Origin of the sequence: Chitinilyticum litopenaei DSM 21440 (assembly GCF_000428145.1) — a bacterium.
GTDB lineage: Bacteria > Pseudomonadota > Gammaproteobacteria > Burkholderiales > Chitinibacteraceae > Chitinilyticum > Chitinilyticum litopenaei.
Genome location: NZ_ATZJ01000019.1, coordinates 1 through 26,676, shown reverse-complemented (window position 1 = coordinate 26,676; position 26,676 = coordinate 1). Strand labels below are relative to the sequence as shown.

Annotated in this window: 22 protein-coding genes and 2 tRNA genes; 10 read left to right on the top strand and 14 right to left on the bottom strand. The window is 60.5% G+C overall.

Annotation, left to right across the window (positions count from 1 at the left end; translation table 11 throughout):
* Nucleotides 1-57: 57 nt before the first annotated feature.
* From C515_RS0109095 to C515_RS0109035, 13 genes are all read right to left on the bottom strand, one after another.
* The gene (locus C515_RS0109095; protein WP_028455273.1) at nucleotides 58-3,516 is read right to left on the bottom strand and encodes a PAS-domain containing protein; all 3,459 of its coding nucleotides are present in this window, start codon (nucleotides 3,514-3,516) and stop codon (nucleotides 58-60) included.
* Between the two features lie 242 nt (nucleotides 3,517-3,758).
* Nucleotides 3,759-4,256, bottom strand: coding sequence for a FixH family protein (locus tag C515_RS20365; RefSeq protein ID WP_043648864.1), 498 nt, complete (start codon nucleotides 4,254-4,256; stop codon nucleotides 3,759-3,761).
* A gap of 5 nt (nucleotides 4,257-4,261) precedes the next feature.
* Nucleotides 4,262-5,707, bottom strand: coding sequence for a cytochrome c oxidase accessory protein CcoG (gene ccoG, locus C515_RS0109085; protein ID WP_028455272.1), 1,446 nt, complete (start codon nucleotides 5,705-5,707; stop codon nucleotides 4,262-4,264).
* 156 nt (nucleotides 5,708-5,863) lie between these two features.
* Entirely contained in the window at nucleotides 5,864-6,802 is a 939-nt protein-coding gene (gene ccoP, locus C515_RS20360) for a cytochrome-c oxidase, cbb3-type subunit III (RefSeq protein ID WP_043648861.1), read from the bottom strand.
* A 20-nt stretch (nucleotides 6,803-6,822) separates the two neighbouring features.
* On the bottom strand, nucleotides 6,823-6,984 hold the full coding sequence (locus C515_RS23045) for a cbb3-type cytochrome oxidase subunit 3 (RefSeq protein ID WP_245575012.1): 162 nt from the start codon (nucleotides 6,982-6,984) through the stop codon (nucleotides 6,823-6,825).
* A 13-nt stretch (nucleotides 6,985-6,997) separates the two neighbouring features.
* Nucleotides 6,998-7,612 (bottom strand): cytochrome-c oxidase, cbb3-type subunit II, encoded by a 615-nt coding sequence (gene ccoO / locus C515_RS0109070; RefSeq protein ID WP_028455271.1) that lies wholly within the window; start codon nucleotides 7,610-7,612, stop codon nucleotides 6,998-7,000.
* Nucleotides 7,613-7,634: 22 nt separating this feature from the next.
* Complete coding sequence (gene ccoN / locus C515_RS0109065; protein ID WP_028455270.1) at nucleotides 7,635-9,059, bottom strand: cytochrome-c oxidase, cbb3-type subunit I; 1,425 nt, start codon at nucleotides 9,057-9,059, stop codon at nucleotides 7,635-7,637.
* Between the two features lie 241 nt (nucleotides 9,060-9,300).
* A complete protein-coding gene (ccoS, locus tag C515_RS0109060) occupies nucleotides 9,301-9,483 on the bottom strand; it encodes a cbb3-type cytochrome oxidase assembly protein CcoS (protein WP_028455269.1) in 183 nt (60 codons plus the stop codon).
* Nucleotides 9,484-9,487: 4 nt separating this feature from the next.
* Nucleotides 9,488-11,920, bottom strand: a complete 2,433-nt coding sequence (locus C515_RS0109055; protein ID WP_028455268.1) for a heavy metal translocating P-type ATPase — start codon at nucleotides 11,918-11,920, stop codon at nucleotides 9,488-9,490.
* 35 nt (nucleotides 11,921-11,955) lie between these two features.
* The gene (locus C515_RS0109050; RefSeq protein ID WP_028455267.1) at nucleotides 11,956-12,810 is read right to left on the bottom strand and encodes an HDOD domain-containing protein; all 855 of its coding nucleotides are present in this window, start codon (nucleotides 12,808-12,810) and stop codon (nucleotides 11,956-11,958) included.
* A 157-nt stretch (nucleotides 12,811-12,967) separates the two neighbouring features.
* Entirely contained in the window at nucleotides 12,968-13,714 is a 747-nt protein-coding gene (locus C515_RS0109045; RefSeq protein ID WP_028455266.1) for a basic amino acid ABC transporter substrate-binding protein, read from the bottom strand.
* A 179-nt stretch (nucleotides 13,715-13,893) separates the two neighbouring features.
* Nucleotides 13,894-14,322 (bottom strand): SufE family protein, encoded by a 429-nt coding sequence (locus tag C515_RS0109040; RefSeq protein WP_028455265.1) that lies wholly within the window; start codon nucleotides 14,320-14,322, stop codon nucleotides 13,894-13,896.
* Nucleotides 14,319-15,542: an aminotransferase class V-fold PLP-dependent enzyme gene (locus C515_RS0109035; RefSeq protein WP_028455264.1), complete on the bottom strand. Its 1,224-nt coding sequence runs from the start codon at nucleotides 15,540-15,542 to the stop codon at nucleotides 14,319-14,321. The genes C515_RS0109040 and C515_RS0109035 overlap by 4 nt, the downstream gene beginning before the upstream one ends.
* On the opposite strand from C515_RS0109035, the gene nudB reads away from it, so the two are divergent.
* Both nudB and C515_RS0109025 read left to right on the top strand, forming a co-directional pair.
* Nucleotides 15,541-16,017: a dihydroneopterin triphosphate diphosphatase gene (nudB, locus tag C515_RS0109030; protein WP_245575011.1), complete on the top strand. Its 477-nt coding sequence runs from the start codon at nucleotides 15,541-15,543 to the stop codon at nucleotides 16,015-16,017. The two genes, C515_RS0109035 and nudB, sit on opposite strands and share 2 nt — an antisense overlap.
* Nucleotides 16,018-16,030: 13 nt before the next feature.
* Nucleotides 16,031-17,005, top strand: a complete 975-nt coding sequence (locus C515_RS0109025; protein WP_028455262.1) for a D-2-hydroxyacid dehydrogenase — start codon at nucleotides 16,031-16,033, stop codon at nucleotides 17,003-17,005.
* Between the two features lie 62 nt (nucleotides 17,006-17,067).
* On the opposite strand, the gene C515_RS0109020 is transcribed toward C515_RS0109025, so the two are convergent.
* The gene (locus tag C515_RS0109020; RefSeq protein WP_028455261.1) at nucleotides 17,068-17,406 is read right to left on the bottom strand and encodes a P-II family nitrogen regulator; all 339 of its coding nucleotides are present in this window, start codon (nucleotides 17,404-17,406) and stop codon (nucleotides 17,068-17,070) included.
* A 183-nt stretch (nucleotides 17,407-17,589) separates the two neighbouring features.
* Between C515_RS0109020 and C515_RS0109015 the strand changes: the two genes are divergently transcribed.
* The 8 genes from C515_RS0109015 to C515_RS0108980 all read left to right on the top strand — a co-directional run bounded on the left by C515_RS0109015 (nucleotide 17,590) and on the right by C515_RS0108980 (nucleotide 26,105).
* Nucleotides 17,590-17,674 (top strand) — tRNA-Leu (locus C515_RS0109015).
* Nucleotides 17,675-17,754: 80 nt separating this feature from the next.
* Nucleotides 17,755-19,062 (top strand): trigger factor, encoded by a 1,308-nt coding sequence (gene tig / locus C515_RS0109010; protein ID WP_028455260.1) that lies wholly within the window; start codon nucleotides 17,755-17,757, stop codon nucleotides 19,060-19,062.
* Between the two features lie 25 nt (nucleotides 19,063-19,087).
* Complete coding sequence (gene clpP, locus C515_RS0109005; RefSeq protein ID WP_043648856.1) at nucleotides 19,088-19,708, top strand: ATP-dependent Clp endopeptidase proteolytic subunit ClpP; 621 nt, start codon at nucleotides 19,088-19,090, stop codon at nucleotides 19,706-19,708.
* 92 nt (nucleotides 19,709-19,800) lie between these two features.
* The gene (gene clpX, locus C515_RS0109000) at nucleotides 19,801-21,081 is read left to right on the top strand and encodes an ATP-dependent Clp protease ATP-binding subunit ClpX (protein ID WP_028455258.1); all 1,281 of its coding nucleotides are present in this window, start codon (nucleotides 19,801-19,803) and stop codon (nucleotides 21,079-21,081) included.
* Between the two features lie 96 nt (nucleotides 21,082-21,177).
* Nucleotides 21,178-23,595 (top strand): endopeptidase La, encoded by a 2,418-nt coding sequence (gene lon / locus C515_RS0108995; protein WP_028455257.1) that lies wholly within the window; start codon nucleotides 21,178-21,180, stop codon nucleotides 23,593-23,595.
* Between the two features lie 82 nt (nucleotides 23,596-23,677).
* On the top strand, nucleotides 23,678-23,950 hold the full coding sequence (locus tag C515_RS0108990) for an HU family DNA-binding protein (protein WP_028455256.1): 273 nt from the start codon (nucleotides 23,678-23,680) through the stop codon (nucleotides 23,948-23,950).
* 116 nt (nucleotides 23,951-24,066) lie between these two features.
* A tRNA-Asp gene (locus tag C515_RS0108985) sits at nucleotides 24,067-24,143 on the top strand.
* Nucleotides 24,144-24,260: 117 nt separating this feature from the next.
* Complete coding sequence (locus tag C515_RS0108980; RefSeq protein ID WP_081686853.1) at nucleotides 24,261-26,105, top strand: SurA N-terminal domain-containing protein; 1,845 nt, start codon at nucleotides 24,261-24,263, stop codon at nucleotides 26,103-26,105.
* Nucleotides 26,106-26,676: the final 571 nt, after the last annotated feature.

Here is a 26,676-nt window from a genome sequence, read left to right as displayed (position 1 = left end):
GCATCTCGGCGGGGCGGCCACGCATTATACCGGCCTGGCCTGCCTCCGGCGATGCAACTATTCCCTGACGGCCTCTTGCGGCAGTATCCAGCGCAGGTGTGCGCCATGCTGGCTTGGCACCACATCGATTCTGCCGCGCAACTGCTCGGTGACGAGGTTGTAAACGATGTGCATCCCCAGCCCGCTGCCGCCACTGCCACGTCGTGTGGTGAAGAAGGGCTCGAAGATGTGCCGGGCAACGTCGGGGCCGATACCGGCGCCATCATCGCGATAATCGAATTGCAGTCCCTTGGGGGTGATGCTGACCGAGAGCGTGATCTGTCCGCCTTCCTGCTCGCCAAACCCGTGCAGCAGGCTGTTGTTGACCAGATTGCCGATGATTTGCGCCAGTGCGCCGGGATAGGTGTGCACGCGGATGCCCGGCGGGCAATCGCAGCGCATGCCGTGCCGGCCACGCCTGAGCGCCGGCATCAGGCTGGCGACGATTTCATCCAGATAACTGGCCAGGCGGATTTCGCGGCGGACGTCGCTGGTCTGGTCGACGGCAATTTCCTTGAAACTGCGGATCAGGTCCACCGCACGCACCAGATTGCGCTCGGTGGCGTGCACGCTGTCTTCGGCGAGCTGCAGGAATTCTTCGAGCTGGCGGCGGCCCAGCCGGCCCTCGCGCATGGTTGCCAGAATGGTCGCGAGTTCTTCGCGCACAACGCTGATCGCGGTCACGCCCACGCCCAGCGGGGTATTGATTTCATGGGCGATCCCGGCCACCAGCCCGCCCAGCGACGCCATGCGCTCGGTACGCTGCAGCTCTTCGCGGCTGCGGATCAGGTCGGTGATGTCGGCGCCGGTGCCCCGATAGCCGAGCATGCGCCCGTCCTGATCGAAGTAGGGGTTGCCGGAAACCCGCAGGTGCAGCAGCCTGCCGTCGCTGCGCTGCAGCTGGTATTCAAAATCGCGGATGGTTTCGCCGCACAGCATGGCGCGCCGGTGCTCGGCCAGATGTGCGGGCAGGCTGTCGGGGTCGGCATAGCCGGCGAGCTCCCAGCGCGTCTTGCCGATGACGTCGGAGGGCTCGACGCCAGCGGTCTGGAAGAAGCGATCGGAAACGCTGCTGAAGCGGAATTCGGCGTCGGTTTCCCAGAACCAGTCGGAGGCCGAGCCGGCAAAGTCGCGCAGTTTGGCTTCGCTGGCCAGCAGTGCCTGCGTGCGCTCCTGGACCTTTTCTTCCAGCAACTGTGCGGCCTTGCGCTGCGCGGTGATGTCGGTAAAGGTGCCGACCAGGCCACCTTGCTGGAGTGGCCGCCACAGCCAGGCAATGATGCGCCCGTCGGCTTGCGTGCGTACACCGGCCAGCGGCCCGCTGCATTGCGTCAATTCCTGCATGCGCTGGCTGATCAGCGCCTCGGGCTTGCCGGCGCCCAGGCCGCCGCGCACGGCTTCGTGGCGCACGAAATCTTCCAGTTCGCTGCCCGCACGTTCCAGCTCCAGCGGAAAATTCATCAGGGCAAAAAAGCGGGCGTTCCAGACGACCAGCCTGTAGCGGGCATCAAACATGCATACGCCCTGCTCGACATTGTCCAGCGTTGTGCGCAGCGCCTCCCAGTTGGCGTGGATGGCTTGTGATGCTTCGGAGAGCATGGCCTTGCGCTGGCCGTCCTCCTGCATATCCAGGCAGTTGCTGATCACCACGCGCGCCATGGCCGAGCCCAGCACGCCGGCCAGCAGTGTCTCGGCCCAGTGCCGAGTCAGTGCATCGACAGGCCCGTCCAGATCCAGCGGCGAATGCCGGCGCTGCACAAACCAGGCTTGTGCACGGGTGAGTTGCTCGGCGGGAATGAAGTGGGCCAGTTCCTCCAGCAGATTACGGCAATGGTTGCCCTGCCGGCCCTGACGCGCTTCATGCAGCCTGATTTCCTTGACCAGCTGATTGGCTTGCAGGGTATCCAGCTCTGAGGCTTTGCTGCAAAGGGATGTGACGATATACAGGGTGATGTTTATGGTTAGGCTGAACAAGGTGGCATGCGCGGCTGGATCCAGTCCCTGCACACCGAGCAGGGTCTGCGGGCGCAGCCAGGCCAGACCCCAGGGGCCGGTGCTCAGCAGTCCCGGGTCGAACCAGCCAGCCTGGATCAAGGCGGGCAGGATCAGTGTGTACAGCCAGACAGCGAAACCGGCGACAATCCCTGCGAGCGCACCATGGCGATGCCCGCCGGTCCAGTACAAGCCGATCAGCAGGGCGGGGGCAAACTGGGCGATGGCAACAAAGGACATCAGCCCGATGCCTACCAGCGTCTGGCCGGCGCCCACTTCGCGGTAAAACAGATAGGCCAGCAGCAACACGGCCAGCACGCAGGCGCAGCGTACCGGCTTGAGCCAGCTGGCCAGATCGCCGCTGCTGCCGGTGCGCGCCAGCTGGCGCTTGAGCAGCAGTGGCAGGATCAGGTGCGTCGAACACATGCTGGCCAGTGCCATGCTTTCCACGATCAGCATGGACAGCGCCGCGGCTGCGCCCCCCAGAAAGACCAGCAAGGCCAACCCCTGCAGGCCAAGGCTGAGTGGCAGTGCCAGCAGATAGGTGTCGGGCTCGACGCTCGTCCCCTGAAACACTTGCGTGCCGGCAATGGCCAGCGGCAGCACGAAGAGGTTGATCAACAGCAGATAGAGCGGAAACAGCCAGCGACTGGCGCGCAGATGCTGCGGGTCGGCGTTTTCGACAAAGGTGACCTGGAACTGGCGTGGCAGGCAGATGATGGCAAGGCCTGACAGGAGGGTGAGCAGCCAGAAATCGGCCTGCAGCAGGTGCGAGGGTTTCAGCTTCTCCTGCCATTGCGCGGGAAGCACATGGCTGTCGGCGGGCGACGCCAGTCCGCGCAGCGTGGCGAGAATGATCACGCCGGCCAGCAGGAAGACCAGCAGCTTGAACAGTCCCTGGGCGGCGATCGCGTGCATGAGGCCGCGATGCTGACCGGCATTGCTTTGCTGCGCGCCAAACAGGAGCACCAGCAGGGCGATCAGCAGGGTGATCCAGAAGGCCGGATCGGCAAACGCCGCGAGCGCACCGCCGCCGCTGCGCGTGCCGGGTGGCAGCCCTTGCAGCAGCAGCATGCCCTCGCTGATGGCCTTGAGTTGCAGCGCCAGGTAGGGAATCAGGGCAAGGAAAGCCAGGGCGGCGATCACCGCTCCCAGACGCGCATCCTTGCCATGCCGGGTGGCAATCAGGTCGGCGATCGAGCCGGTGCGCTGCATCCTGCTGGCACGCAGGAGCTTGGCCAGCAGCGGATAGGCCAGCAGAAACACCAGCACCGGGCCAAGATAAACCGGCAGGAAGCCAAAGCCGGTTTCGCTGGCGCGGCCGATGCTTCCATAAAACGTCCAGCTGGTGCAGTACACGGACAGTGCCAATACATACACGGCGAGCGGCAGGGGCTTGTCCTGCTGGCGCTCGGCACGATGGGCGATCGCGAACACTGCTGCAAAGAAGAGGCCCAGCCACAGAACGATCAACCAGAGGGACATGAGTGCGTCCTGGTCTTGCCCGTGAACGACCCGCCCACTCCAAGCAAGTACCGCTGGCTGCAGCTTAACCAAGGGCCAGTAGCGCAGCAAGTTTGCCCGGCCGACCCGGCCCCGGCTGTTGACGCTGGCCGACAATTGCCGGCCAGCGTCAATCAGTCTGGAAATGGCGAGCTGGAATTGGCGAGCTGCAAATGGGAACTGAAACGGGGATCTGCAAACCGGGAACGTGCTGTCGAGCGGAGTTAGCGCGTGGTGGACTGCAGAATGATGCTTTCTTCGCGATCCATGCGCCAGCTGCCCTGCAGGCGCCAATGGCGCTGCTCGTCACCCAGCTCGACCTTCCAGCGCTGTGTGGCGAGTGCCTGATCAAGCCGCGCCTCCCAGAGCTGGGGACTTAGTGCTTTCAGTGCCAGCACATGGTCGCGGCCAGCCTGGGTCGGATGCATCAGTTTGAGCAGCAGCGGGCCAGCCACCGGCTTCCCCAGCAGGATGCGCAGCGTCTTGCCGTCTTCCGAGAGCACCAGCTGGGCCTGCAGGCCCAGCGCTGCTGCTGCGCGATCACGGTCAAACTGCTTGTTGATTTCCCGACCGGATTTGTAATAGTCGTCATCCACCAGGCCATCGCTGGTGCTGACGGCCTGATAGATGAGCAGGATGCTGGCCAGCACGGCAGTCAGTGGCAGCAAAATCAGCAACCAGACAAAGCTGTGCTTGTACCAGGGGGCGGAGGTGTGTTCCATAGTGATCAGCGGCCGATGAAGGTCGCCTTTTCCTTGACGCTGACGGCCGGGTCATCTTCGGCCGTGATGATGAAATAAATCGGATGGCTGCCCGGGCCGGCATGCTCGGGGGCAACCTGGACCCGCACACTGACATCGTCGGTTTCGGTAGGTTCCAGCTGCAGGCGGCCATTGTACTCGGCGGCTGTCTTCAGTTCCGGCAGTCCTTCGGCACGGATGGCGAAGATGCGGGTTTTTTCCGACGCATTTTGTATCTGTACGCGGTAGGTGTTTTCCAGCCAGCCGCTTTGCACCTCGCGCACCAGCGCGACGCGGTCGCGGTTGATATTGACCTTCACCGGCTTGCGCATGACGAGCGATACGGCGGTGACGGCAAAGACGGCGAACAGGATGGTGGCGTACAAAATGACGCGCGGCCGGCGCAGATGCTTGAGAATGTCCTGCTCGGCGTAGGAATGCTGCAATGCATTTTCGGTGGTGTAGCGCACCAGCCCGCGCGGATAGCCGACCTTGTCCATGACTTCATCACAGGCGTCGATACAGGCTGCACAGCCTATGCATTCATATTGCAGTCCGTCGCGGATGTCGATGCCCACCGGACAGACCTGCACGCACATCGTACAGTCAATGCAGTCGCCCAGCCCTTGCGCCTTGTAGTCACTGCCTTTCTTGCGACTGCCGCGAGCTTCGCCACGTTCGGCATCGTAGCTGATGATCAGCGTATCCTTGTCGAACATCGCGCTCTGGAAGCGGGCGTACGGGCACATGTACTTGCAGACCTGCTCGCGCATCCAGCCGGCATTGCCATAGGTGGCAAAGGCGTAGAACAGGATCCAGAACAATTCCCAGGGGCCGAGCGTCCATGCGCTGACCGAGGTGGCCAGTTCGCGGATCGGCGTGAAAAAACCGACAAAGGTGAAGCCCGTCCACAGCGCCAGCAGCAGCCAGAGCGTGTGCTTGACGGCCTTGAGGCGGATCTTGCGCAGGGTTTTCGGGCCGTTGTCGAGCTTGATCCGGGCGGCGCGATCGCCCTCCACCCACTTCTCGATCCAGAGAAACATTTCCGTATAGACGGTTTGCGGACAGGCGTAGCCACACCAGAGCCGTCCGCCGATGGCGGTCCAGACAAACAGGCCAAGCGCCGAGAGCAGCAGCAGGGCGGTGAGGTAGATGAAATCCTGCGGCAGCAGTACCAGGCCAAAAATGTAGAACTTGCGTTCAACCAGATCAAAAAGCAGTGCCTGACGCCCATGCAGCTCCAGCCAGGGCATGCCATAGAAAAACAGCTGCGTGGCGACCACGAAGAAAATCCGCCATTTGTTGAAGAGGCCATTGACCCAGCGCGGATAAAGCTTGCGGTGCTTGGCGTAGAGGCTCACGACCTCGACTTCGCCATCGTCCTTCACGTCGACGACATTGACCGGAATGTCCTGCAGTTTTTTCTTGCTCATGACTCCCCCTTGCTGTCAGGCAGCTCGACGGTTGCTTATTAATATATATTTTTTGATTATATCCCCTGCCACTGCATCCGGTCCAAAGTGAATTCTGCCAGAAAGCAAAAACGGGCGAGAAGTCTCGCCCGTTTTGCGGATTGCACTGCCGCAAAATTACTTCGGCTGATTATCCTTCGGCTGGTTTGCACGCAGGCCATACACATAAGCAGCCAGCAGATGCACCTTGTCATCGCCAAGAAACTCCTGCCAGGCCGGCATCTGGTTCTGGCGGCCATTGGTGATGGTTTCCACGATGCTGGCTTCCGAGCCGCCATACAGCCAGTCGCCGTCAGTCAGGTTCGGAATGCCGGCATCCATATTGCCCTTGCCATCCGGCCCGTGGCAGCTGGCGCAGGCCAGCGGCTTGGCGCTGGTAAACACCACGGCGCCGCGCAATGCGCGAGCTTCATTGAAAGGCTGGCCGGAAATCTTGCGCACGTAGTTGGCCACGTCGCGCACTTTTTCCTCACCCAGCACTTCGCCAAATGCCGGCATCTGGTTGACACGACCCTTGTTCAGGGTTTCGGTGATCTTTTCGGCACTGCCGCCCCACAGCCAGACATCGTCGGTCAGGTTCGGGAAGCCGGTTGTCGCCCCACGCGCATCAGCGCCGTGACACTGCATGCAGTAAGTCATGTACAGGCGCTTGCCCAATTCTCGCGCCTGTTCATCCTTGGCAAGTTCCGCTACCGGAACCTTGGCGTACTTGGCATAGATCGGGCCGTACTGCTTGTTGGCCGATTCGACTTCCTTGGCGTGCTGATTCTGTGCAGACCAGCCAAAGGCCCCCTGGTAAACGCCGCTGCCCGGATAAGCCACCAGGTAGCCAACAGCGAAAACGATGGTCATGTAGAACATCGCCACCCACCAGCCCGGCAGGGGATTATTGTATTCCTCAAGATCGCCGTCCCACTTGTGGCCGGTCACTTCGACCTTTTCGCCTTTCTTGATTTTCAGTTTGGTCTGGCTGACCAGAACCACGAGTACGAATGCCAGTGATGCAATCACCATCACCAGGATGTATATCGGCCAGAAGCCGCTAGTAAAGTCCATATTCTATGCTCCGGAGGAGATCAGGAATGCCGGCCTGATGACGGGCTATCGTCATCGGCAATCACTTGCTGGGCGATATCGTCAAAACGGTTTCTGCTGCGCTTGCCATAGGCCCAGACACAAATGCCGATGAAGCACAGCAGTCCCAGCAGGGTGACGATCATGCGCAGGTCGTTTTGCATGTCCATCACTCATTTACCTTTTGTTCTTGAGAGCCAGGCCCAGGCCTTGCAGATAGGCGATCACGGCATCCATTTCGGTCTTGCCTTCGACGGCGGCACTGGCGTTGGCGATTTCCTCGTCGGTGTACGGCACGCCCACGGCACGCAGTGCGGCGAGTTTTTTCGGCATCACTTCGGCATCGACCAGCTTGCCGGCCAGCCACGGGAAGGCCGGCATATTGGATTCCGGAACCACGTCACGCGGGTTCATCAGGTGCACGCGATGCCATTCGTCAGAGTAGCGGCCGCCAACGCGCGCCAGATCCGGGCCGGTACGCTTGGAGCCCCACTGGAAGGGGTGGTCATACACCGATTCGCCACCAACCGAGTAGTGACCATAACGCTCGGTTTCCGCGCGGAAAGGGCGGATCATCTGCGAGTGGCAGTTGTAACAGCCTTCGCGGATGTAAACGTCGCGGCCGGCCAGTTGCAGCGCGGTATAGGGCTTGACGCCTTCGATCGGCTTGGTGACCGACTTGCTGAACATCAGCGGCAGGATCTCGACCAGCATGGCCACGCTGATGGTAAGGAAGGTCAGTACGATCAGCCAAACCACATTTTCTTCGATGAGTTTCTGGATTCTGTCCATTTTTTGTCTTTCCCTGGCTTAATCAGTGTGCATGAGCTGCGGCAGCGGGAATCTGAGCATCCACTGCCTTGCCGTCAAATGCCGTGCGCAGCACGTTGTACAGCATCAGGAACATGCCGGAGAGGAAAATGGCGCCACCCAGGAAGCGGATGAAGTAGTACGGATAGGATGCCTTGACCGCATCAATGAACGCGTACATCAGCGTGCCATCCGGATTTACCGCACGCCACATCAGGCCCTGGGTCACGCCGGCGATCCACATCGAAGCGATGTAGAGCACGACGCCGACGGTGGCCAGCCAGAAATGCACTTCGATCAGCTTGATCGAATGCATCTCGTTGCGGTTGAACAGGCGCGGGATCAGGTAATAGATCGAGCCGATGGAAATCATCGCCACCCAGCCCAGCGCGCCGGAATGCACGTGGCCGACGGTCCAGTCGGTGTAGTGCGACAGGGCGCTGACCGTCTTGATCGACATCATCGGGCCTTCGAAGGTCGACATGCCATAGAAGGACAAGGCGGTAATCATGAATTTCAGGATCGGATCGCTGCGCAGTTTGTGCCAGGCGCCCGACAAGGTCATGATGCCGTTGATCATGCCGCCCCAGCTCGGCGCCAGCAGGATCAGCGAGAACACCATGCCGAGCGACTGTGTCCAGTCGGGCAGGGCGGTGTAATGCAGGTGGTGGGGGCCGGCCCACATGTAGGTGAAGATCAGCGCCCAGAAGTGCACGACCGACAAACGATACGAGTAAACCGGGCGGCCAGCCTGTTTGGGCACGAAGTAGTACATCATGCCGAGGAAAGCGGCGGTCAGGAAGAAGCCCACGGCATTGTGGCCGTACCACCATTGCACCATGGCATCGACGGCGCCGGCGTAAACGGAATAGGACTTGGTCAGCGTCACCGGAACGGCCAGGCTGTTGACGATGTGCAGCAGCGCGACGGCGAGGATGAAGCCGCCGAAAAACCAGTTGGCCACATAGATGTGCTTGATCTTGCGCTTGGCGATGGTGCCGAAGAACACTACGGCGTAAGCCACCCAGACGACGGCGATCAGGATGTCGATCGGCCATTCCAGCTCGGCGTATTCCTTGCCGGAGGTATAGCCCAGCGGCAGGGTGATGACGGCAAGCAGGATGACGAGCTGCCAGCCCCAGAAGGTGAAGGCGGCGAGCTTGTCACAGAAAAGCCGGGCATTACAGGTTCGCTGAACCACATAGTAGGAGGTGGCGAAGAGCGCGCAACCGCCGAAGGCGAAAATGACGGCATTGGTGTGCAGCGGACGCAGACGGCCAAAGTGCAGATAAGGCCCGACATTCAATTCCGGCCAGTACATCTGTGCGGCGCAGATGACGCCGACCAGCATTCCGACAATACCCCAAATCACAGCCATGATTGAGAATTGCCGCACCACTTTGTAATTGTATGTGGCTTGGTTTTCCATGAGAGCGCTCCGAATGATCTCCAAGGACTTTGGATAACTACTTAGGTTTGATTTTCTGGTTCTTGAACGACGCCCAAACGGCAACGAGAAATTGCCGTGACAGCCGCAGGCCATACGCTGTTCTGTTGGCCGGGCATGGAAGGCGCCGCAACGACTTTAATCCCGAAACGGGAGGCCGCACTTGACGCGAGTCAAGGCCGGCTGCAATTCACCGGCGTGGATTGTACTCTGCCGGGCCTGCTCAGTCAGGTGTTTTTTGCTCGTCATCCTGCGGCTCTCCGGGCTTGTCGTCATCCTGCAGGACGCGCCAGCCGGGGCCCTCAAGGTCGTCGAATTGCCCGTTGCGTATGGTCCACCAGAAAATCAGGCCGATCAGAAATACCAGCAACACCGATAAGGGTATGAGCAGATAGAGACTTTCCACGAATTTACCTTCCGGAGTTGGCCGGGGCCGCGAGGCGCAGGCTGTTGAGTACCACCAGCAATGAGCTGCCGGCCATGCCTATGCTTGCCAGCCAGGGCGTGACATGGCCGCTGACGGCGAGAGGAATAGCGACGATGTTGTAAGCCAGCGCCCAGGCCAGGTTTTGCAGGATGACCGCCCGGCTTTTGCGAGCCAGCATCAGCAGGCTGGCCACGTGAGCCAGTGAATTGTTGAGCAGTACCATGTCGCCCGAAGCATGGCTGATGTCGGCACCACTGCCCATGGCGAGCGAGACATTCGCCACCGCAAGCACGGGCGCATCATTTACCCCGTCGCCAATCATCAATACGCGTGCGCCATCTTTCTGCAAGGCCTGAACATAAGCCAGCTTGTCTTCGGGGCTGGCTGCAGCCTGAAAGCAGCCGAGCTGCAGCTGGCTGGCGACATGCGCAACGACTTCGCGGTTGTCGCCTGACAGCAGGTGTACCTTCATGCCTTGCGCTTGCAGCGCCGCAACCAGCGTGGCGGCATCCGGGCGCAACTGGTCTGCCAGTCTGAAGCGGGCAAGGACTTGGGATTCGTCTGCCAGCAGCAAGACGGTTGCCGGCTCGGAATCCGCATCCGGCAATGCTGGCTGAGCCTTGCAATGCATGGCGATGAAGGCCGGACTGCCCAGAAAGCAGGTCTTGTCCGCGATCATCCCGCTGATGCCGAGTCCCGGATGATAGCGAACCATGCTGGCGGGCGTGATGCCGGGCTGATGGAAAGCCTGGGCAATGGGGTGACTCGAACTTGCCTCCAGCGCGGCGGCAATGTGCAAGGCTTCGGCTGCGGGGATGGCAAGGCTGAGCGTATCGAGCAAGGCCGGTTTGCCGGTGGTCAGCGTGCCAGTCTTGTCCAGCACCACATCGCTGATACCGGCGGCGTCCTCAAGGCTGTCAGGGCGATGGCTGAGAATGCCGAGCCGGGCAAGGTGCCCGGTGGCCGCGACCAGTGCCGCCGGGGTCGCCAGCGACAGGGCGCAGGGGCAGGAAATGACCAGCACGGCGACCGTGATCGCGAGCGCCTGCTGGGGATCATGCAGCTGCCAGTACCACCAGCTCAATGACGCCACCAGCAGCAGGCCGGCCACGAACCAGCCCGAAACCCGGTCAGCGAGTTGCGCCAGGCGCGGCTTGTGCTGCATGGCGGCATCCAGAAGACGCACAATCGCCGCAAGCCGGGTTTGTTCTCCAACATGACTGACCCGGATGGTCAGCGGCGACAGCATATTGCTCGCGCCGCCGGTCACGCTGCTGCCGGGCTGCTTTGGCACCGGCCTGCTCTCTCCGGTCAGCAAGGCTTCGTCAACCTCGCTGCAGCCTTCGACAATTAGTCCGTCGACTGGAATGACTTCGCCGGGCTTGCAGACGATCAGATCATCGATGCGCAGGGCGCTGACCGGGTATTCCTGCAGCTGCTGGCGACCATCCTGGCTCAGCAGCCGGTGGGCAAAGGCGGGGATCAGCTTGACCAGTTGCTCGGCAGCCGCACCGGCGCGATGCCGTGCGCGCATTTCCAGATAGCGTCCGCCCAGCAGCAGAAAGACGAACATCGATACCGAGTCGAAATACACATGCTCATGACTGCCTTGCAGCAGGGTAAGCAGACTGGCCAGAAAGGCGGCCAGCACGCCGATGCTGACCGGCAGATCCATGCCTGCCCGTCCGCGGCGCAGATCGCGCCAGGCCGAGACGTAGAAGGGCCAGCAGGAATAGAGCACCACGGGGAGAGTCAGCACCATGCCGGCCCAGTTGAGCAGGGCCAGCCAGTGATCATCAATGTCGCCCGGCGGCGCCATGTAGATCGGCACCGTGAACATCATGACCTGCATCATGCTCAGGCCGGCCGTCCACAAGCGGAACAGCGACTGCTTGCGGCGTTTTTCCCAGGCAGCCTCGGCGCGCGCCTGATCGTAGGGATGGGCCTGGTAGCCAATCGCCGTGATGGCTTCCAGTATCCGCGACAACTGGATGTGCTGCGGATCCCAGCAAACACGGGCGCGATGCGTGCTGTAGTTGATGCTGACCGACACAACGCCGGGCAGCTGGGCGATGTGCTGTTCGTTGAGCCAGATGCAGGCCGCGCAGGTGATGCCCTCCAGCAGCAGGCTGGCTTCGCGCAACTGATCCGGGCGGCGGCTCACGAAGCTTTGCTGCAGGGATTCGTCATCATAGAGCCGCAATCTTGCCAGCAGCTCGTCGGGGAGCGGCGCGGCGCGGCTGGCGGCATCGCGGCGATCCTCGTAGTAGCGTTCCAGGCCGCTGTCGATGATGGTTCTGGCTACCGCCTGGCAGCCGGCGCAGCAGCAGGGCTCTTCGCGCTGGCGGTAGCTGACGGTGAAATGGCTGTCCTGCGGAACGGGGGCAGCGCAATGAAAACAGGAGGGGGCGGACATCCGCGCATTCTACCGCAGAGCCCGGCTTTGCGCGCTCAGCCCTCGGCTAGCATGTCCTGCACCACATCGACCATGTCCTCAAACTCCTCGCGCTCCAGCGCCAGGTGGCGCAAGAGCCTGGGTTCGATGTGGCGCCATTCGACATGCTCGAACTGCTTTACGAACATCTTATAGATGTGCTCGGCCAGCGAGGCCAGCGCAATCAGGGTGCAGGCATGTTGCCAGTCGGCATCGCCGCCTTCCTCGAAAATGCTGTAGTCGTGGTGGTTGAGAATCGCCAGCGCCGTAGTTTCCGGCAACAGCCAGATGCGCGCCAGCAGATAGCCGACTACGGTGTGGCAGGCTGCATGGCGCTGGTTTTCGTAAGCAATGAATTCGTTGCGCGCCATGCGCTCGCCCTTTTGCATGGTTTCGCGGTAGTTGGCGAAGCGTGCGGCAAGCAGCGGCTGACCGCAATTGTGGAACAGCGCAAAGGTGTGCGCTTCATCTTCGCTGATGCCATGCACGGCGCGGGCCAGGTAGGCACTGATGATTGCGATCCGGTGCGAGCTTTCCCAGAAGGCTTCCATCTGCCGGTTTTTGCCGGGCTTGAGTGCATGAAAGAGTGCGAAGCCTTCAGCCAGTGTGCTGATGTTGTCGAGCCCCAGCAGTTGCAGGGCATGCTGGATGGAGGCGATTTTCTGCTCGCGGCGATAGAGCGGGGAATTGACGGTTTTCAGCACGGCGGCCGAGAGCGCCAGATCGCTGCCGATCAGCTGGCCGATCTCCAGGAAATCCGGCTCGTCTTGCTGGCGTGCACGATCAAGCGCCTGCAGGATTGCCGGGCGCGGTGGAATCACCAGGTTTTTCAGCAGGGCTTCGGCGTGTTCGGGGGCAATGGCGGTGAGCATGGCGGAATCGGCGGCTGCGGCATGCTCTCAAGCATAGCAGGGCGGTGCAAAACAGTAAGCGTCCCGTCCATGCGCGCGTAAAGGGCAGGCCGCAGAGGTGTGTCGGCGCAGACTACCCGGGGAAGCGAACAGCCTGCGAATGATCTGGCGCGCCTGCTTACTTGCCAAAGTACTTCTGGTAAATCTTGTCGTAGCTGCCGTCGGCGCGCATGGCGGCGAGGCCCTTGTTGATTTTTTCCAGCAGGGCCTTGTTGCCCTTTTTCACGGCGATACCGTAATACTCCTTGGCAAAGCCGGGGTCTTCGACAGTGCGGAATTTGTGCTGCGGATTGTTGACGAGGTAGTTTTTCACCACGCCATTGTCGGCAACCACGGCAGCGATGCCGCCGTCTTTCAATTCGGTCAGTGCCAGCACGATGTTCTCAAAACGACGGATGTCCGGGCTGGCCTTGCCGAACTGCTTTTGCGCCACGGTGTCGCCGGTCGTGCCGGTCTGCACGCCCACCTTCTTGCCCTTGAGTTCGGCCAGCGAGTTCACCTTGCTGCCGGCGGGCACGACCAGCAATTGCTTGGCTTCAAAGTAGGGTTCGGAGAAATCCATGCTCTGCTTGCGTTCGGGGGTGATGGTAACGGCGGCGGCGACAATATCGCGCTCGCCATTGTTCAGTCCGGCAAAGAGGCCTTCCCATGGGGTATTGACCAGTTTGATCTTGATGCCGGCGCGCGCGGCAAGTGCGTGCATCAGCTCAGCATCGAAACCGACCACTTCGCGTTTTTCGTTCAGCATTTCGAACGGGGCAAACGTGGCATCGGTGCCAACGGTGTAAACCTTGTCGGCGGCCTGGGCCTGGCCCAGCAGGCCGGCGCCGAGCAGCAGGGCACACAAACGGGTGGTAAAACGCATGGTCACGACTCCCTCAGTGAATGTGCCATGAGCTTGCGATTGGCGGGGGGAGGGGTCAATGCGAGAAAACGGCAATGCAGCGCAGGAGTCCAGAGGGATTTTCTTGGGTATGCGGCTGAAGCCATTTGCCAGTATTGGCTATGGTCGTATGGGGACGTACGTATATGGCAAGGCGAAACTTAACGATACTCGCGAATGTGCCGGATGATGGCGCGCAGGCCGTTGCCGCGCGAGGCGGAAACGAAGCGCTGCAGGCCCAGCGTCTGCAGCCAGGCCTCCGCATCGAACCTGGCAACCATCTCGGCCGTCTGGCCGCAGTAGGCGGTCAGCACCAGTGCAAGCAGACCCTTGACGATGCGCGAATCACTGTCGGCGTAAAGGCGCAGCTGTCCGTCGACGTATTCGCCGTGCAGCCAGACCCGGCTTTCGCAACCGCTGACCAGGTGGGCATCGTCACGCAGCGTGGCCGGCCAGTCGGGCAATTCGCGCCCGAGTTGCACCAGCAGGCGGTTTTTGGCTTCCCAGCCTTGCGCTGCTTCAAGGCGCGTCTGCAGTGCCGCCTTGTCGATGCGCTCGCCAAAGGGGTGGTGCGGATAGCTCGGGTTCATGCCAGCAGCTCCAGGGCTTCGCCCAGTGCGACGAGGAAGCGGTCGATGTCGTCCGTCGTGTTGTAGGCCGCCAGCGAGACGCGCAGGCTGCTGCTGACGCCGAAATGTGCCAGCAGCGGATGGGCGCAATGCTGGCCGACGCGCACGGCAATCTGGCGCGCGTCCAGGCAGTGCGCCACATCATAGGCATGCGCGCCCGCGAAGTGCAGGGCCGTGATCGGCGCGCGCGGCGTTGCTGCCGCGAGCACCTGCACACCGGGCAAGTCCAGCAGCCCGGTTTCCAGTCTGTGCTGCAAGCCGGTTTCGTGGGCATGCAAGTCAGCCGCATCCAGTGCGGCCAGCCAGCGCATGGCAGTCGCAAGGCCGATCGCCTGGGCAATCGGTGGCGTGCCGGCTTCGAAGCGCTGCGGCGCGGGCGCGAAGCTGCTGCCGGCAAAGCTGACGCGTTCGATCATTTCCCCGCCACCCTGCCAGGGCGGCAGATTCGCCAGCAGTTCGCGGCGCGCGTACAGAACGCCGATGCCGGTCGGACCGTAGACCTTGTGGCCGGAGAAGGCATAAAAATCGGCTGCCAGTGCTGCCGGTCCGTCTGCACGATGCACGACGCCCTGTGCGCCATCGACCAGTACCAGTGCACCTGCGGCATGGGCCGCAGCAATCATCTCGGCCAGGGGCGGTAGCGTGCCGGTGGCGTTTGCCGCTTGCGTGATGGCCACCAGCCGGGTGCGCGGGCCGAGCAGGGCCTGGTAGGCGGGCAGATCAATCTGGCCGGCGGCATTCAGCGGGATGGGGCGGATCACCACGCCACGGCGTTGGGCCAGCAGCTGCCAGGGCACGATATTGGCATGGTGTTCCAGCGTGCTGACCAGGATCTCGTCGCCGGCGGCCAGGCTGTCGCCCCAGCTGTGTGCGACCAGATTGATGCCCTCGGTGCAGCCACGGGTGAAAATCAGTTCGTCGGACGCAACGCCCAGCAGGCCGGCGATGCTGCTGCGGGCGTTCTCGAAGGCATCGGTGGCCGCGATGGCCAGCGCATAGCTGCCGCGATGCACATTGGCATTGTGCTCTTCATAGAAGCGGCGTTCGGCATCCAGCACGCAGCGCGGTTTTTGCGCCGTGGCGGCGCTGTCGAGATAAACCAGCTCCGGATGTGTGCCGAAGATCGGAAATTCGCTGCGCAACTGGCTGAAGAGGTCGGAATTAGGGCATTGAGGGCTCATGCCGCGATTGTATAATGCCCGCATGAATTCTCCGAACTACAAACAGCCCGTATCCGTCCTGGTGCTGATCCATACCCCGGATCTACAGGTGCTTCTGCTGGAACGCACCGATTTTGCCGATGCCTGGCAATGCGTCACCGGCAGCCGCGAGGGTAGCGAGCAACTGGCCGAGACCGCCCGGCGCGAGGCCGGCGAGGAGACCGGCCTGGGACGGCATGAAGGCAAGCTGCGGGACTGGGCTTATTGCTCCGACTTCGAAATCTACGAGCGCTGGCGGCATCGCTATGCGCCGGGCGTGACCACCAACACCGAGCATGTGTTCAGTATTGAAGTGGCTGCGCCGTATGTGCCGCAGCTGTCCGAGCGCGAGCACCGCCGTTTCCGCTGGGTGCCCTGGCAGCAGGCTGCCGAGATGGTGTTTTCGCCTTCGAACGCCGAAGCCATCCGCATGCTGCCGCAGCGACTGGCGTCCTGAAGGAACAGAGGCCATGTCCGACCTGCCGCAGATTGTCTTTCTGGATCGCGATACCCTGCCGGTGCCCCTGCCGGAGCTGCCCCTGCCGCACGTGTGGCGCGAATATGGCCAGACGGGCCAGGCCGAGGTGGCGCAAAGGCTTGCCGGCGCCACGGTCGCCATCAGCAACAAGGTCAGGATCGATGCGGCTGCGCTGGCTGAGGCGCCCGCCTTGCGCCTGATTGCGGTGGCCGCTACCGGTTACAACAATATCGACCTCGATGCCTGCCGTGCGCGCGGCATTGCCGTTTGCAACATTCGCGATTACGCGGTCAGCGGCGTGCCGGAGCACGCCCTGATGCTGATGCTGGCGCTCAAGCGCCAGCTGCTGTCCTACCGGCAGGATGTACTGGCCGGGCAGTGGCAGCGCGCTCCCGGCTTTTGTCATTTTGGCGCGCCCATGCACGATCTTGCCGGCAGCACACTGGTACTGGTTGGCGCCGGAGCACTGGGGCAGGCCACGGCCAGGCTGGCCGCTGCATTCGGCATGCACGTCGTCTGGGCCGAACGCAAGCATGCGCCGCATGTGCGCCCGGGCTTTGTCGAGTTTTATACGGCCCTCGCGCAAGCCGATGTGCTGAGTCTGCATTGCCCGCTCACCGCGGAAACCCGCAATCTGATTGGGGGGTATGAGCTGGAAGCCCTCAAGCCCGATTGCGTTCTGGTCAATACCTCCCGGGGTGGGCTGATTGATGAGGGCGCCTTGCTCGCGGCGCTGCAGTCCGGCCGGCTGGCGGGCGCCGGGCTGGATGTCCTGGACGAAGAGCCGCCGGTGCATGGCAATCCCTTGCTGGACGTGTCGCTTCCCAATCTGATCATCACGCCACACGTTGCCTGGGCCAGTCAGGAAACCATGGCGCGGCTGGCTCGCCAGCTTGTGGGCAATATCGCCGCCTTCCTGCGTGGCGAGCCGCAGAATCTGGTGCTGGCTCCCGGTCGCGCCGGCTGAAAACAACACAGCCCGGCAGAGGCCGGGCTGTTGCGGGAACGGGAGGGGGCACAGCGGCGCGATCAGACCGCCTCGTCGTTGATCTCGCCGGTGCGGATGCGCACCACATGTTCGACCGGGGTCACGAAAATCTTGCCGTCGCCGATCTTGCCGGTGTGTGCGGCCTTGATGATGGCTTCAATGGCGGCCTCGACCTTGTCGTCGCTGATGACCACCTCGATCTTGGCCTTGGGCAGAAAGTCGACCACGTACTCGGCGCCTCGGTACAGCTCGGTGTGGCCTTTCTGGCGGCCAAAACCCTTGACTTCCGTGACTGTCAGGCCGGAAATCCCCAGCTCGGACAGCGATTCACGCACTTCGTCCAGCTTGAACGGCTTGATGATGGCTTCGATTTTTTTCATTGGAATCAGTCCTGCACGCTAGGGGCATGGCGCCCGTTGGTCATTGATTTGGCCGCAGCAGTATAACGATGGCGCTTGCTGCGCGCCAAGCGAATGCAGCTTGGGGTTTGTTTTTCTCAATGGCTTTCCCCTATAATCGCCAGCTTGGTTTGGCGCGTGGCACTTGCTGCGGGCCCAAAAACCGCGCGGGTGGCGAAATTGGTAGACGCACTGGATTTAGGTTCCAGCGCCGCAAGGTGTGGGGGTTCGAGTCCCCCCCCGCGCACCAGAATTGACTGAAAACTCAAGCTTTAGCGATTTTGTGCCGTGGTGACGCCGTTGCCCGGTTTACTGTTCAAGGATGACAACATGCAAGCTCAACTGGAAACCCTGGCCGGCCTCGAGCGCCGTTTTGCCATCGCGGTACCGCGTACTGAAATCGCCAAGCAGGTCGACAGCCGCCTGAAGCGCGTGGCCAAAACCGCCAAGATCGACGGTTTCCGTCCGGGCAAGGCACCGCTGAACATCGTTGCCCAGCAATATGGTTTCCGCGTCCAGGAAGAAGTGCTGGGTGAAACCGTCGAGCGCGCCTTTGCCGAGGCCGTGACAACCCAGCAGCTGCAAGTGGCCGGTTATCCGCGTTTCGAGCCGAAGGAAGGCGAAGCAGCTGAAGACCAGTTCGAATTCGTCGCGACTTTCGAAGTTTATCCGGAAGTGAAGATCGGCGAGCTGAGCGGCGTCGAAGTCAAGAAGCCGGTGCTGGCTGTAAGCGATGCCGAAGTGGAAAAAACCATCGAAATCCTGCGCAAGCAACGTACGCGCTTCGAGCGCGTCGAGCGCGCAGCAGCCGACGGCGATCGCGTGATCATCGACTTTGCCGGCACCATCGACGGTGTTGCCTTTGACGGTGGCAAGGCAGAGAACTATGCCTTCCTGATCGGCAAGGGCCAGATGCTGCCGGGCTTCGAGCAGGGCGTGATCGGCATGAAGGAAGGGGAAAGCAAGGATGTTGAAGTAGCCTTCCCCGAGGACTATCACGGCAAGGATGTGGCTGGCAAGACCGCTGTTTTCGCCATCACCGTAAAGAATGTGGCTGAAGCCAAGCTCCCGGAAATCAATGCCGAGTTCGCCAAGAGCCTGGGCATCGAAGACGGCAGTCTCGACAAGATGCGCGCTGAAGTGCGTGGCAACCTGGAGCGCGAAGTGCGCTTCCGCCTGAAGGCGCGCGCCAAGGAAAATGTGATGAGCGCGCTGCTGGAAGTGACTCCGGTTGAACTGCCGAAGTCGCTGATCGGCCTGGAGATCGGTCGCCTCGTCGAAGGCGCGAAAGCGGACTTGAAACAACGCGGAATTGACCCCAAGTTGGTACCGTTCAATCCGCAATTCTTCGAAGCCCAAGCCCGTCGTCGCGTGCACCTCGGTCTGGCGCTGGCCGAACTGGTGAAGGCCAACGAACTGGTCGCCAAACCGGAGCAGGTCAAGGCCATTGTTGAAGACCTGGCCCAGAACTACGAAGATCCGGCAGAAGTGGTTGCCTGGTATTACCAGGACAAGAGCCGTCTGGCTGCACCGGAATCGATGGCGCTGGAAGACAATGTGGTTGAATTCGTGCTTGCCCGTGCCAAGGTGACCGAAGAAGCCGTCGGCTTTGAAGAGCTGATGGGCCAGCAAGGCTAATTTGACAACAATTACGAGGTATTCAATGGAATTCGATCCGCAAAATCTCGGGTATATCCCGATGGTCGTCGAGCAGAGTGGGCGTGGTGAGCGTTCATACGACATCTACTCGCGGCTTCTGAAAGAGCGGGTCGTTTTCCTGGTCGGTCCGGTCAATGACCAGACCGCCAACCTCGTGGTGGCACAGCTGCTGTTCCTGGAGTCGGAGAATCCGGACAAGGACATCCACCTGTACATCAATTCGCCAGGTGGTTCGGTGACTGCGGGCATGTCGATTTATGACACGATGCAGTTCATCAAGCCCAATGTTTCCACCCTGTGCATTGGCATGGCGGCGTCCATGGGGGCTTTCCTGCTCTCCGGCGGGGCCAAGGGCAAACGCTTTGCCCTGCCGAATTCACGCATCATGATTCACCAGCCGCTGATTGGTGGTCTGGCAGGCCAGGCGTCGGACATTGAAATCCATGCCAAGGAACTGCTGAAAACCAAGCGTCAGCTCAACGAGCTGCTCGCCAAGCACACCGGCCAGTCGATTGAAACCATTGAGCGCGATACTGACCGCGACAACTTCCTCTCCGCTGCAGATGCCAAAACTTACGGGCTGATTGACGAAGTTCTGGTTTCTCGCGGTGGCCAGCCGGGCTGACCGGCAAGAACCACCCCCGACGCCGCCAGCATTTACTGGCGGCGTTTGTCTCTTGTGATGCCTGAAACAATCAGGCTTTGGTGATCCGCATCATGTCCGATAAAAGCAGCGACAAACTTCTCTATTGTTCTTTTTGTGGCAAAAGCCAGCACGAAGTGGTCAAGCTGGTGGCCGGCCCGCAGGTTTTTATCTGCAACGAATGCATCGAATTGTGCACGGACATCCTGAAAGAAGAGTCCGCGCAAGGGGAAATCGAGACCGTGACGCCCGATGGCAAGAAGCTGCCCCTGCCCACGGAAATTCGTGAAGTGCTGGATCAGTATGTGATCGGCCAGGCGCGCGCCAAGAAGATCCTCGCCGTTGCGGTGTACAACCACTACAAGCGCCTTTCGACCAAGCGCCTGGGCAAGGATGACGATTCGGTCGAGTTGTCCAAGTCCAATATCCTGCTGATCGGCCCAACTGGCTCCGGCAAGACCCTGCTGGCGCAAACCATGGCGCGCATGCTGGATGTGCCTTTTGTCATGGCGGATGCCACCACGCTGACCGAGGCGGGTTACGTCGGCGAGGATGTCGAACACATTATCGCCAAGCTGCTGGCCCAGTGCGATCACGATGTCGAGAAGGCCCAGCGCGGCATTATCTATATCGATGAAATCGACAAGATTGCCCGCAAGTCGGAAAACCCGTCCATTACTCGCGATGTTTCCGGTGAAGGTGTGCAGCAGGCGCTGCTCAAGCTGATTGAAGGTACGGTCGCCTCGGTGCCGCCGCATGGTGGACGCAAGCATCCCAACCAGGAAATGCCGCAGGTTGATACCACCAATATCCTGTTCATTTGTGGCGGGGCATTTGAAGGGCTCAACAAGATCATCCGCAATCGCTCGGTCAAGGGCGGTATCGGCTTTGGCGCCGAAGTAGTCAGCAAGGATGAAGGTGCCAGCATCAGCCATCTGCTGCATGAAGTCGAGCCGGACGACCTGATTCGCTTCGGCCTGATTCCCGAGTTTGTGGGGCGTCTGCCGGTGGTCGCCACGCTGGAAGAGCTTGACGAGGATGCGCTGGTATCCATCCTCACCGAGCCCAAGAACGCGCTGGTCAAGCAGTATCAGAAACTGTTCGAGATGGAAGATGTCGTGCTGGACATGCCGCCGGACACACTGAAGGCCATCGCCCGCAAGGCCATGGAGCGCAAGACCGGTGCGCGCGGCCTGCGGTCCATCATGGAGCAGACCCTGCTTGATACGATGTATGAGCTGCCCGCCATGCAGGATATCGAGCGTGTCGTGGTCAGCGAAGCTGTCGTGATCGACGGCCAGAAGCCCGAATTCGTCCACAAGCCGACTGCCGACACCTCCGACGCCGCAGCCTGATTGCAGCCGAGCCTGATTGAAATGCCGCGCGGCATTGAATTTTCAATGCCGCGCCCGCATTATTGAGTAACTTCGAATCCACGGATCCTATCAAGCATGTCCGATCCACACGTTCTGCCCTCCGATCCTGTCACCTTTCCGATGCTGCCGCTGCGCGATGTCGTGGTGTTTCCGCACATGGTCATCCCCCTGTTCGTGGGACGCCCCAAGTCGATCCGCGCGCTGGAAGTGGCGACCGAAAACGGCACTCCCATCCTGCTTGCCGCGCAAAAGAACGCCGCCAAGGATGAGCCCACCCTGGCGGATGTCTATGAAGTCGGCACCATTGCCACGGTCCTCCAATTGCTGAAATTGCCGGATGGTACCGTCAAGGTCCTCGTCGAAGGCAGTCAGCGCGCCCAGCTGCATGCACTCAATGAAGAAGAAGGCTACTTCAGTGCGGTAGCTGAACCGCTGTCGCCAGAAGACGACCTGAATCATGAAGTCGAGGCAATGCGGCGCGCCCTGCTTGCCCAGTTTGACCAGTACGTCAAGCTGAACAAGAAAATCCCGCCGGAGATTCTTACATCACTGTCCGGTATCGAGTCTGCCGGCCGCCTTGCGGATACGGTTGCTGCCCATTTGCCGCTGAAACTCGATCAGAAGCAGGTCATTCTCGAAATGCCTTCCGTGAAGGATCGCATCGAGCATCTGCTCAAGCAGCTGGAAGCCGAACTGGACATCCTGCAGGTAGAAAAGCGCATCCGTGGCCGCGTGAAGCGCCAGATGGAGAAGAGTCAGCGCGAGTATTATCTCAACGAACAGGTCAAGGCGATTCAGAAAGAGCTCGGCGAGCTGGATGAAAACGCCGATCTGGACGAACTGGAAAAGCGCATCAAGACGGTGGGAATGAGCAAGGAGGCCCGTGAAAAGGCCGAAGCCGAACTCAAGAAGCTGCGCATGATGTCGCCGATGTCGGCCGAAGCCACCGTGGTGCGCAACTACATCGACACCATGGTCAACCTGCCTTGGAAAAAGAAAACCAAGATCAGCAAGGACCTGGCCGAGGCCGAAACCGTGCTGGATGCGGATCACTACGGTCTTGAGAAGGTCAAGGAACGCATTGTCGAGTACCTCGCTGTCCAGCAGCGCGTCGAAAAACTCAAGGGCCCCATCCTGTGTCTGGTTGGCCCCCCGGGCGTGGGCAAGACCTCGCTTGGTGAATCCATTGCCCGAGCAACGAATCGCAAGTTTGTGCGCATGGCGCTCGGCGGCGTGCGCGATGAGGCCGAGATCCGTGGTCATCGCCGCACCTACATCGGTTCAATGCCTGGCAAGATCCTGCAGAGCATGAACAAGGTCGGCGTGAAAAATCCGTTGTTCCTGCTTGATGAAGTCGACAAGCTTGGCCAGGATTTTCGTGGTGACCCGTCATCGGCATTGCTGGAAGTCCTTGATCCGGAGCAGAACCATTCATTCTCCGATCACTATCTCGAAGTCGAGTACGATCTTTCTGACGTGATGTTCGTCGCCACCGCTAATTCGCTGAATATTCCCGCTCCCTTGCTGGACCGGATGGAAGTGATACGCCTGGCCGGCTACACCGAGGACGAGAAGGTCAATATTGCCCAGAAGTATCTGGTACCCAAGCAGATGAAGGCCAATGGCCTGCAGGAGGGGGAACTGGTTGTCCAGGAATCCGCCGTGCGCGATATCATCCGCTACTACACCCGCGAAGCGGGCGTGCGCAGCCTGGATCGCGAGATCGCCAAGATCTGCCGCAAGGTGGTCAAGGCGCTGCTGCTTAACCCCAGCGACAAGAAGATTACCGTCAGCGCGAAGGCACTGGAAAAATACCTGGGTGTGCGCCGTTATGACTTCGGACAGGCTGAAAAGCAGAATCAGGTCGGCCAGGTGACTGGCTTGGCCTGGACCGAGGTGGGGGGCGAATTGCTGACCATCGAGGCGGTCAAGTTTGCCGGCAAGGGCAAAATGATCCAGACTGGTCAGCTGGGTGAGGTCATGCAGGAATCCATTCAGGCGGCGCTTTCGGTTGTGCGGGCTCGCGCTTCGCATCTTGGCATCGACCCGGGTTTCTATGAAAAGCATGATATCCACATCCACTTGCCCGAAGGGGCAACCCCAAAGGATGGTCCGTCTGCTGGTATCGCCATAACGACAGCCCTGACATCGATTCTGACCGGCATTCCGGTGCGCTGTGATGTTGCCATGACTGGTGAAATCACCCTGCGTGGCGAGGTATTGCCGATCGGTGGCCTCAAGGAAAAGCTGCTGGCCGCCATGCGCGGTGGCATCAAGCATGTGCTGATTCCGGAGGGCAACGCGAAGGATCTCACCGAGATTCCCGACAATGTAAAGCGCGGTCTCAAGATTCATCCGGTAAAATGGATCGATCAGGTGCTTGCGCTTGCGCTGGAGTCTCAGCCCATCCCGCTGGAAGGCGTGGAGGCTGCGCCGGAAGTGGCTGCCGACGCCCCGGGCGTGGAAACGGGAACACATAGCACCAAACACTAGTTGACACTTTTTTTTGCCGCTTGTTATAAAGCTTAAGCAATCGGCTGACTGGACTAAACCAACCAAAACGAAGGGGATGTAAGTGAATAAATCGGAACTGATCGACGCCATCGCTGAATCCGCAGGCCTCTCCAAGGCTGCTGCCGGCAAAGCTCTTGATGCAACCATCGACGCCATTTCCGGCGCACTCAAAGCTGGCCAGGAAGTGACCCTGGTGGGCTTCGGTTCTTTCTATGTTGCCGAGCGTGAAGCTCGCACCGGCCGCAATCCGCGTACTGGCGAGTCCATTCAGATCGACGCTGCCAAGCAGCCGAAATTCCGTGCTGGCAAGTCCCTGAAGGACGCTGTTCAGTAATGTCTTGGCGATTGGCTTGTTTGGTACGAGCCGGTTGAGAATGTGAATACCTGGCCGGGCAGCAGTTGCGCTAGCGTGCAATATGCCACTCAGGCCTGGCGCCAATGGCGCCATCGGGAGCGGTAGTTCAGTTGGTCAGAATACCGGCCTGTCACGCCGGGGGTCGCGGGTTCGAGCCCCGTCCGCTCCGCCAAATTCAAGGGCAAACTCCGGTTTGCCCTTTTTCTATGCCCATGCGGCCAGGCCCGAAGACACGGGGTCTGCGTTCTGGCATGATACGGGCACAAAAAAGCAGGGGAGCAACCCGTTCATGTTTGATTTTGTCCAGAAGAATAAAACTGCCGCCCAGATTCTGCTCGGGTGCGTAGCGCTAGGTTTGATTGTAACGGGCGGGTTGAGCTTGTCCGATATGGGCGAAGAGCCCCCGCTTGCCAAGGTCGGCAGCAGCAAGATCACCGGGCTTGATTTTTATCGCTTTACCAATGGCGAAAATGTCCCGGACGAGCAAAAGGCGGCCGTACTCGAGCAGCTGATTCAGGAGCGGCTGCTGACGCTGCAGGGCAAGGAGTCAGGGCTGGCAATCAGTGACGCCGATCTGGCCGAGCTCATCAAGCGCAATATCAGTGCTTCCGAAGGCCAGTTCGATCCCGAGCGTTACAAGGAAATGCTCAAGGCACGCAATATGACCGTCGAGCAGTATGAAGAGATGGTGCGCAAGAATGTCATCATCAACCAGCTGCTGCAGCCGGTGTTCGCCAGCAACTTTGTCAGCACTGCCACACTGGAGCTGATGAATCGCATTCTGGGTGAAACCCGGCATGTGGCTGTTGCTACCCTGCCGGTGCAGGACTTCCTGGCCAAGGTCAGCATCAGTCCCGAAGAAGTCAACAATTTCTACAAGGCAAACCAGGCTCTCTTCAAACAGCCGGAGACGGCCCGGCTGGAATATATTGTGCTAAGCCAGGAGCAGCTCAGCGCCAGCATTACTGTTCCTGATGCCGAGATCAGCAAGTATTTCAACGAGCACAAGCAGGAGCTTGCCAAGGAAGAGCGCAAAATTCGCGTGCTCCAGCTCAACTTCCCGGCCAGTGCCGACGATGCCGCCAAGGCAGCTGTACGCAAGGAGGCGCAAGCCCTGCAAGCCCAGCTGAAGGCCGCCCCGGCAACCTTTGCCGAAGTGGCCAAGGCCAAATCGCAAGACCCGATTTCCGCACCAAACGGCGGCGACCTCGGTTATCTGGCCAAGGGCGTGAGCGGTAGCCCCGCTTTTGATACGGCTGCATTTGGTCTGGCCAAGGGCCAGGTCAGTGATGTCATCGAAACGCCGCAGGGTGTCAGCATCCTGCTGGTGGACGATATCAAGGCACGTCAGCTGGCCGAGGTAAAACCGGAAATCGAGGCCCGTCTGAAGCAGCAGCAAGTACAGGCACAATTGCAGAAAATGGTCGAAGACCTGAACGAAGTCCTTTACCAGGAGGCCAGCTCGCTCAAGCCGGCGGCCGACAAGTTCAAGCTCACCATCCAGACCAGTGATTGGGTCAGCCGCAAGGGTGCCGCAGCGCCGGAGCTCAACAAGCCGAAGCTGCTGGAGGCCGTATTTGACGCCGATGTGGTCAAGAGCAAACACAACACGTCAGCCGTGGAAGTGGCACCGGGTGTCTATGTTGCCGCACGCATTGTCGAGCATCGACCGGAGCAGGTCGCCAAGCTTGATGAAGTAAAGGCACAGATCGAGCAACAGCTCAAACTCGAGAAGGCTGGCGTGCTCGCCAAACAGGATGGCGAGGCCAAACTCAAGCAGCTGCAGGCCGGTACGGCGCTTGGCCTGAACTGGAGCGCAGCCCAGCCGGTACGCCAGGAACAAGCCGTCGCCATGCCCGGGCCGGCCAAGGACATCTTCAAGGCCAAGCTCGACAAGCTGCCGGCATATGTAGGTACCGACGTACCTGGGCGCGGCTACATGATCATGCGTATCGAGAAGGTTGAGGCAGCCCAACCCCTGAATGCACAAAGCCGCGAACAGTTGACTGGCATGCTGCAGCAGCAGCAGTCCAACCGCGAAGCACTGGCGCTGATCGACCACCTGAAGACGCAGTACAAGGTGAGCGCTCCGGCCAGCAAGAAAGAGGCGCCAGCTGCTTCGGCTGCCCAGTAAATCACCGGCGTTGTCAACTTATGCCCTTGCCATTTTCATGTGGCAAGGGCATTTGCGTTTTTGTACTGAGTAGAGACACGCTGTCATGGCGCCCCGGGAGCTCCTTCAGATTTGAGGTTCGGCTTCACAGTTTGCTTGTTGATTGCAACGGCCAGCCCAACTGCAGCGGGACGCTCTGCCTGGCGGCAATACACATACTCAAGCAACACATTCATCCAACGTCATAGCCTGCAGCAAATTTCCGGCCTAAACCAGCGTGCGCTCAGTCCAGCCTCCATCAGTTGGCGGGAGCTGCTACTGCCTTACGGTGTGATGCTGCTGATTTCACCCTAGCCCGGATTTTTCACCACCTGCTCACTGAGCGGGCTCAAGCAGCAGAAACTCCTCCCGGATAGCAGATCGCCGCTCTGCAGCGCGGGCACTGGCCTGCTTTCCAGATTGCGGGCGCAGCTTCCCCTACCCCCGAAGCGTCAACGTGTCGGGGCCGCACTCGTTTTGACTATGGGCTGGCCAGTGCCTCTGCCGCGAGGCGATACACCTCACGCAGTGGGTGATGGCTGGCAAACAGGAT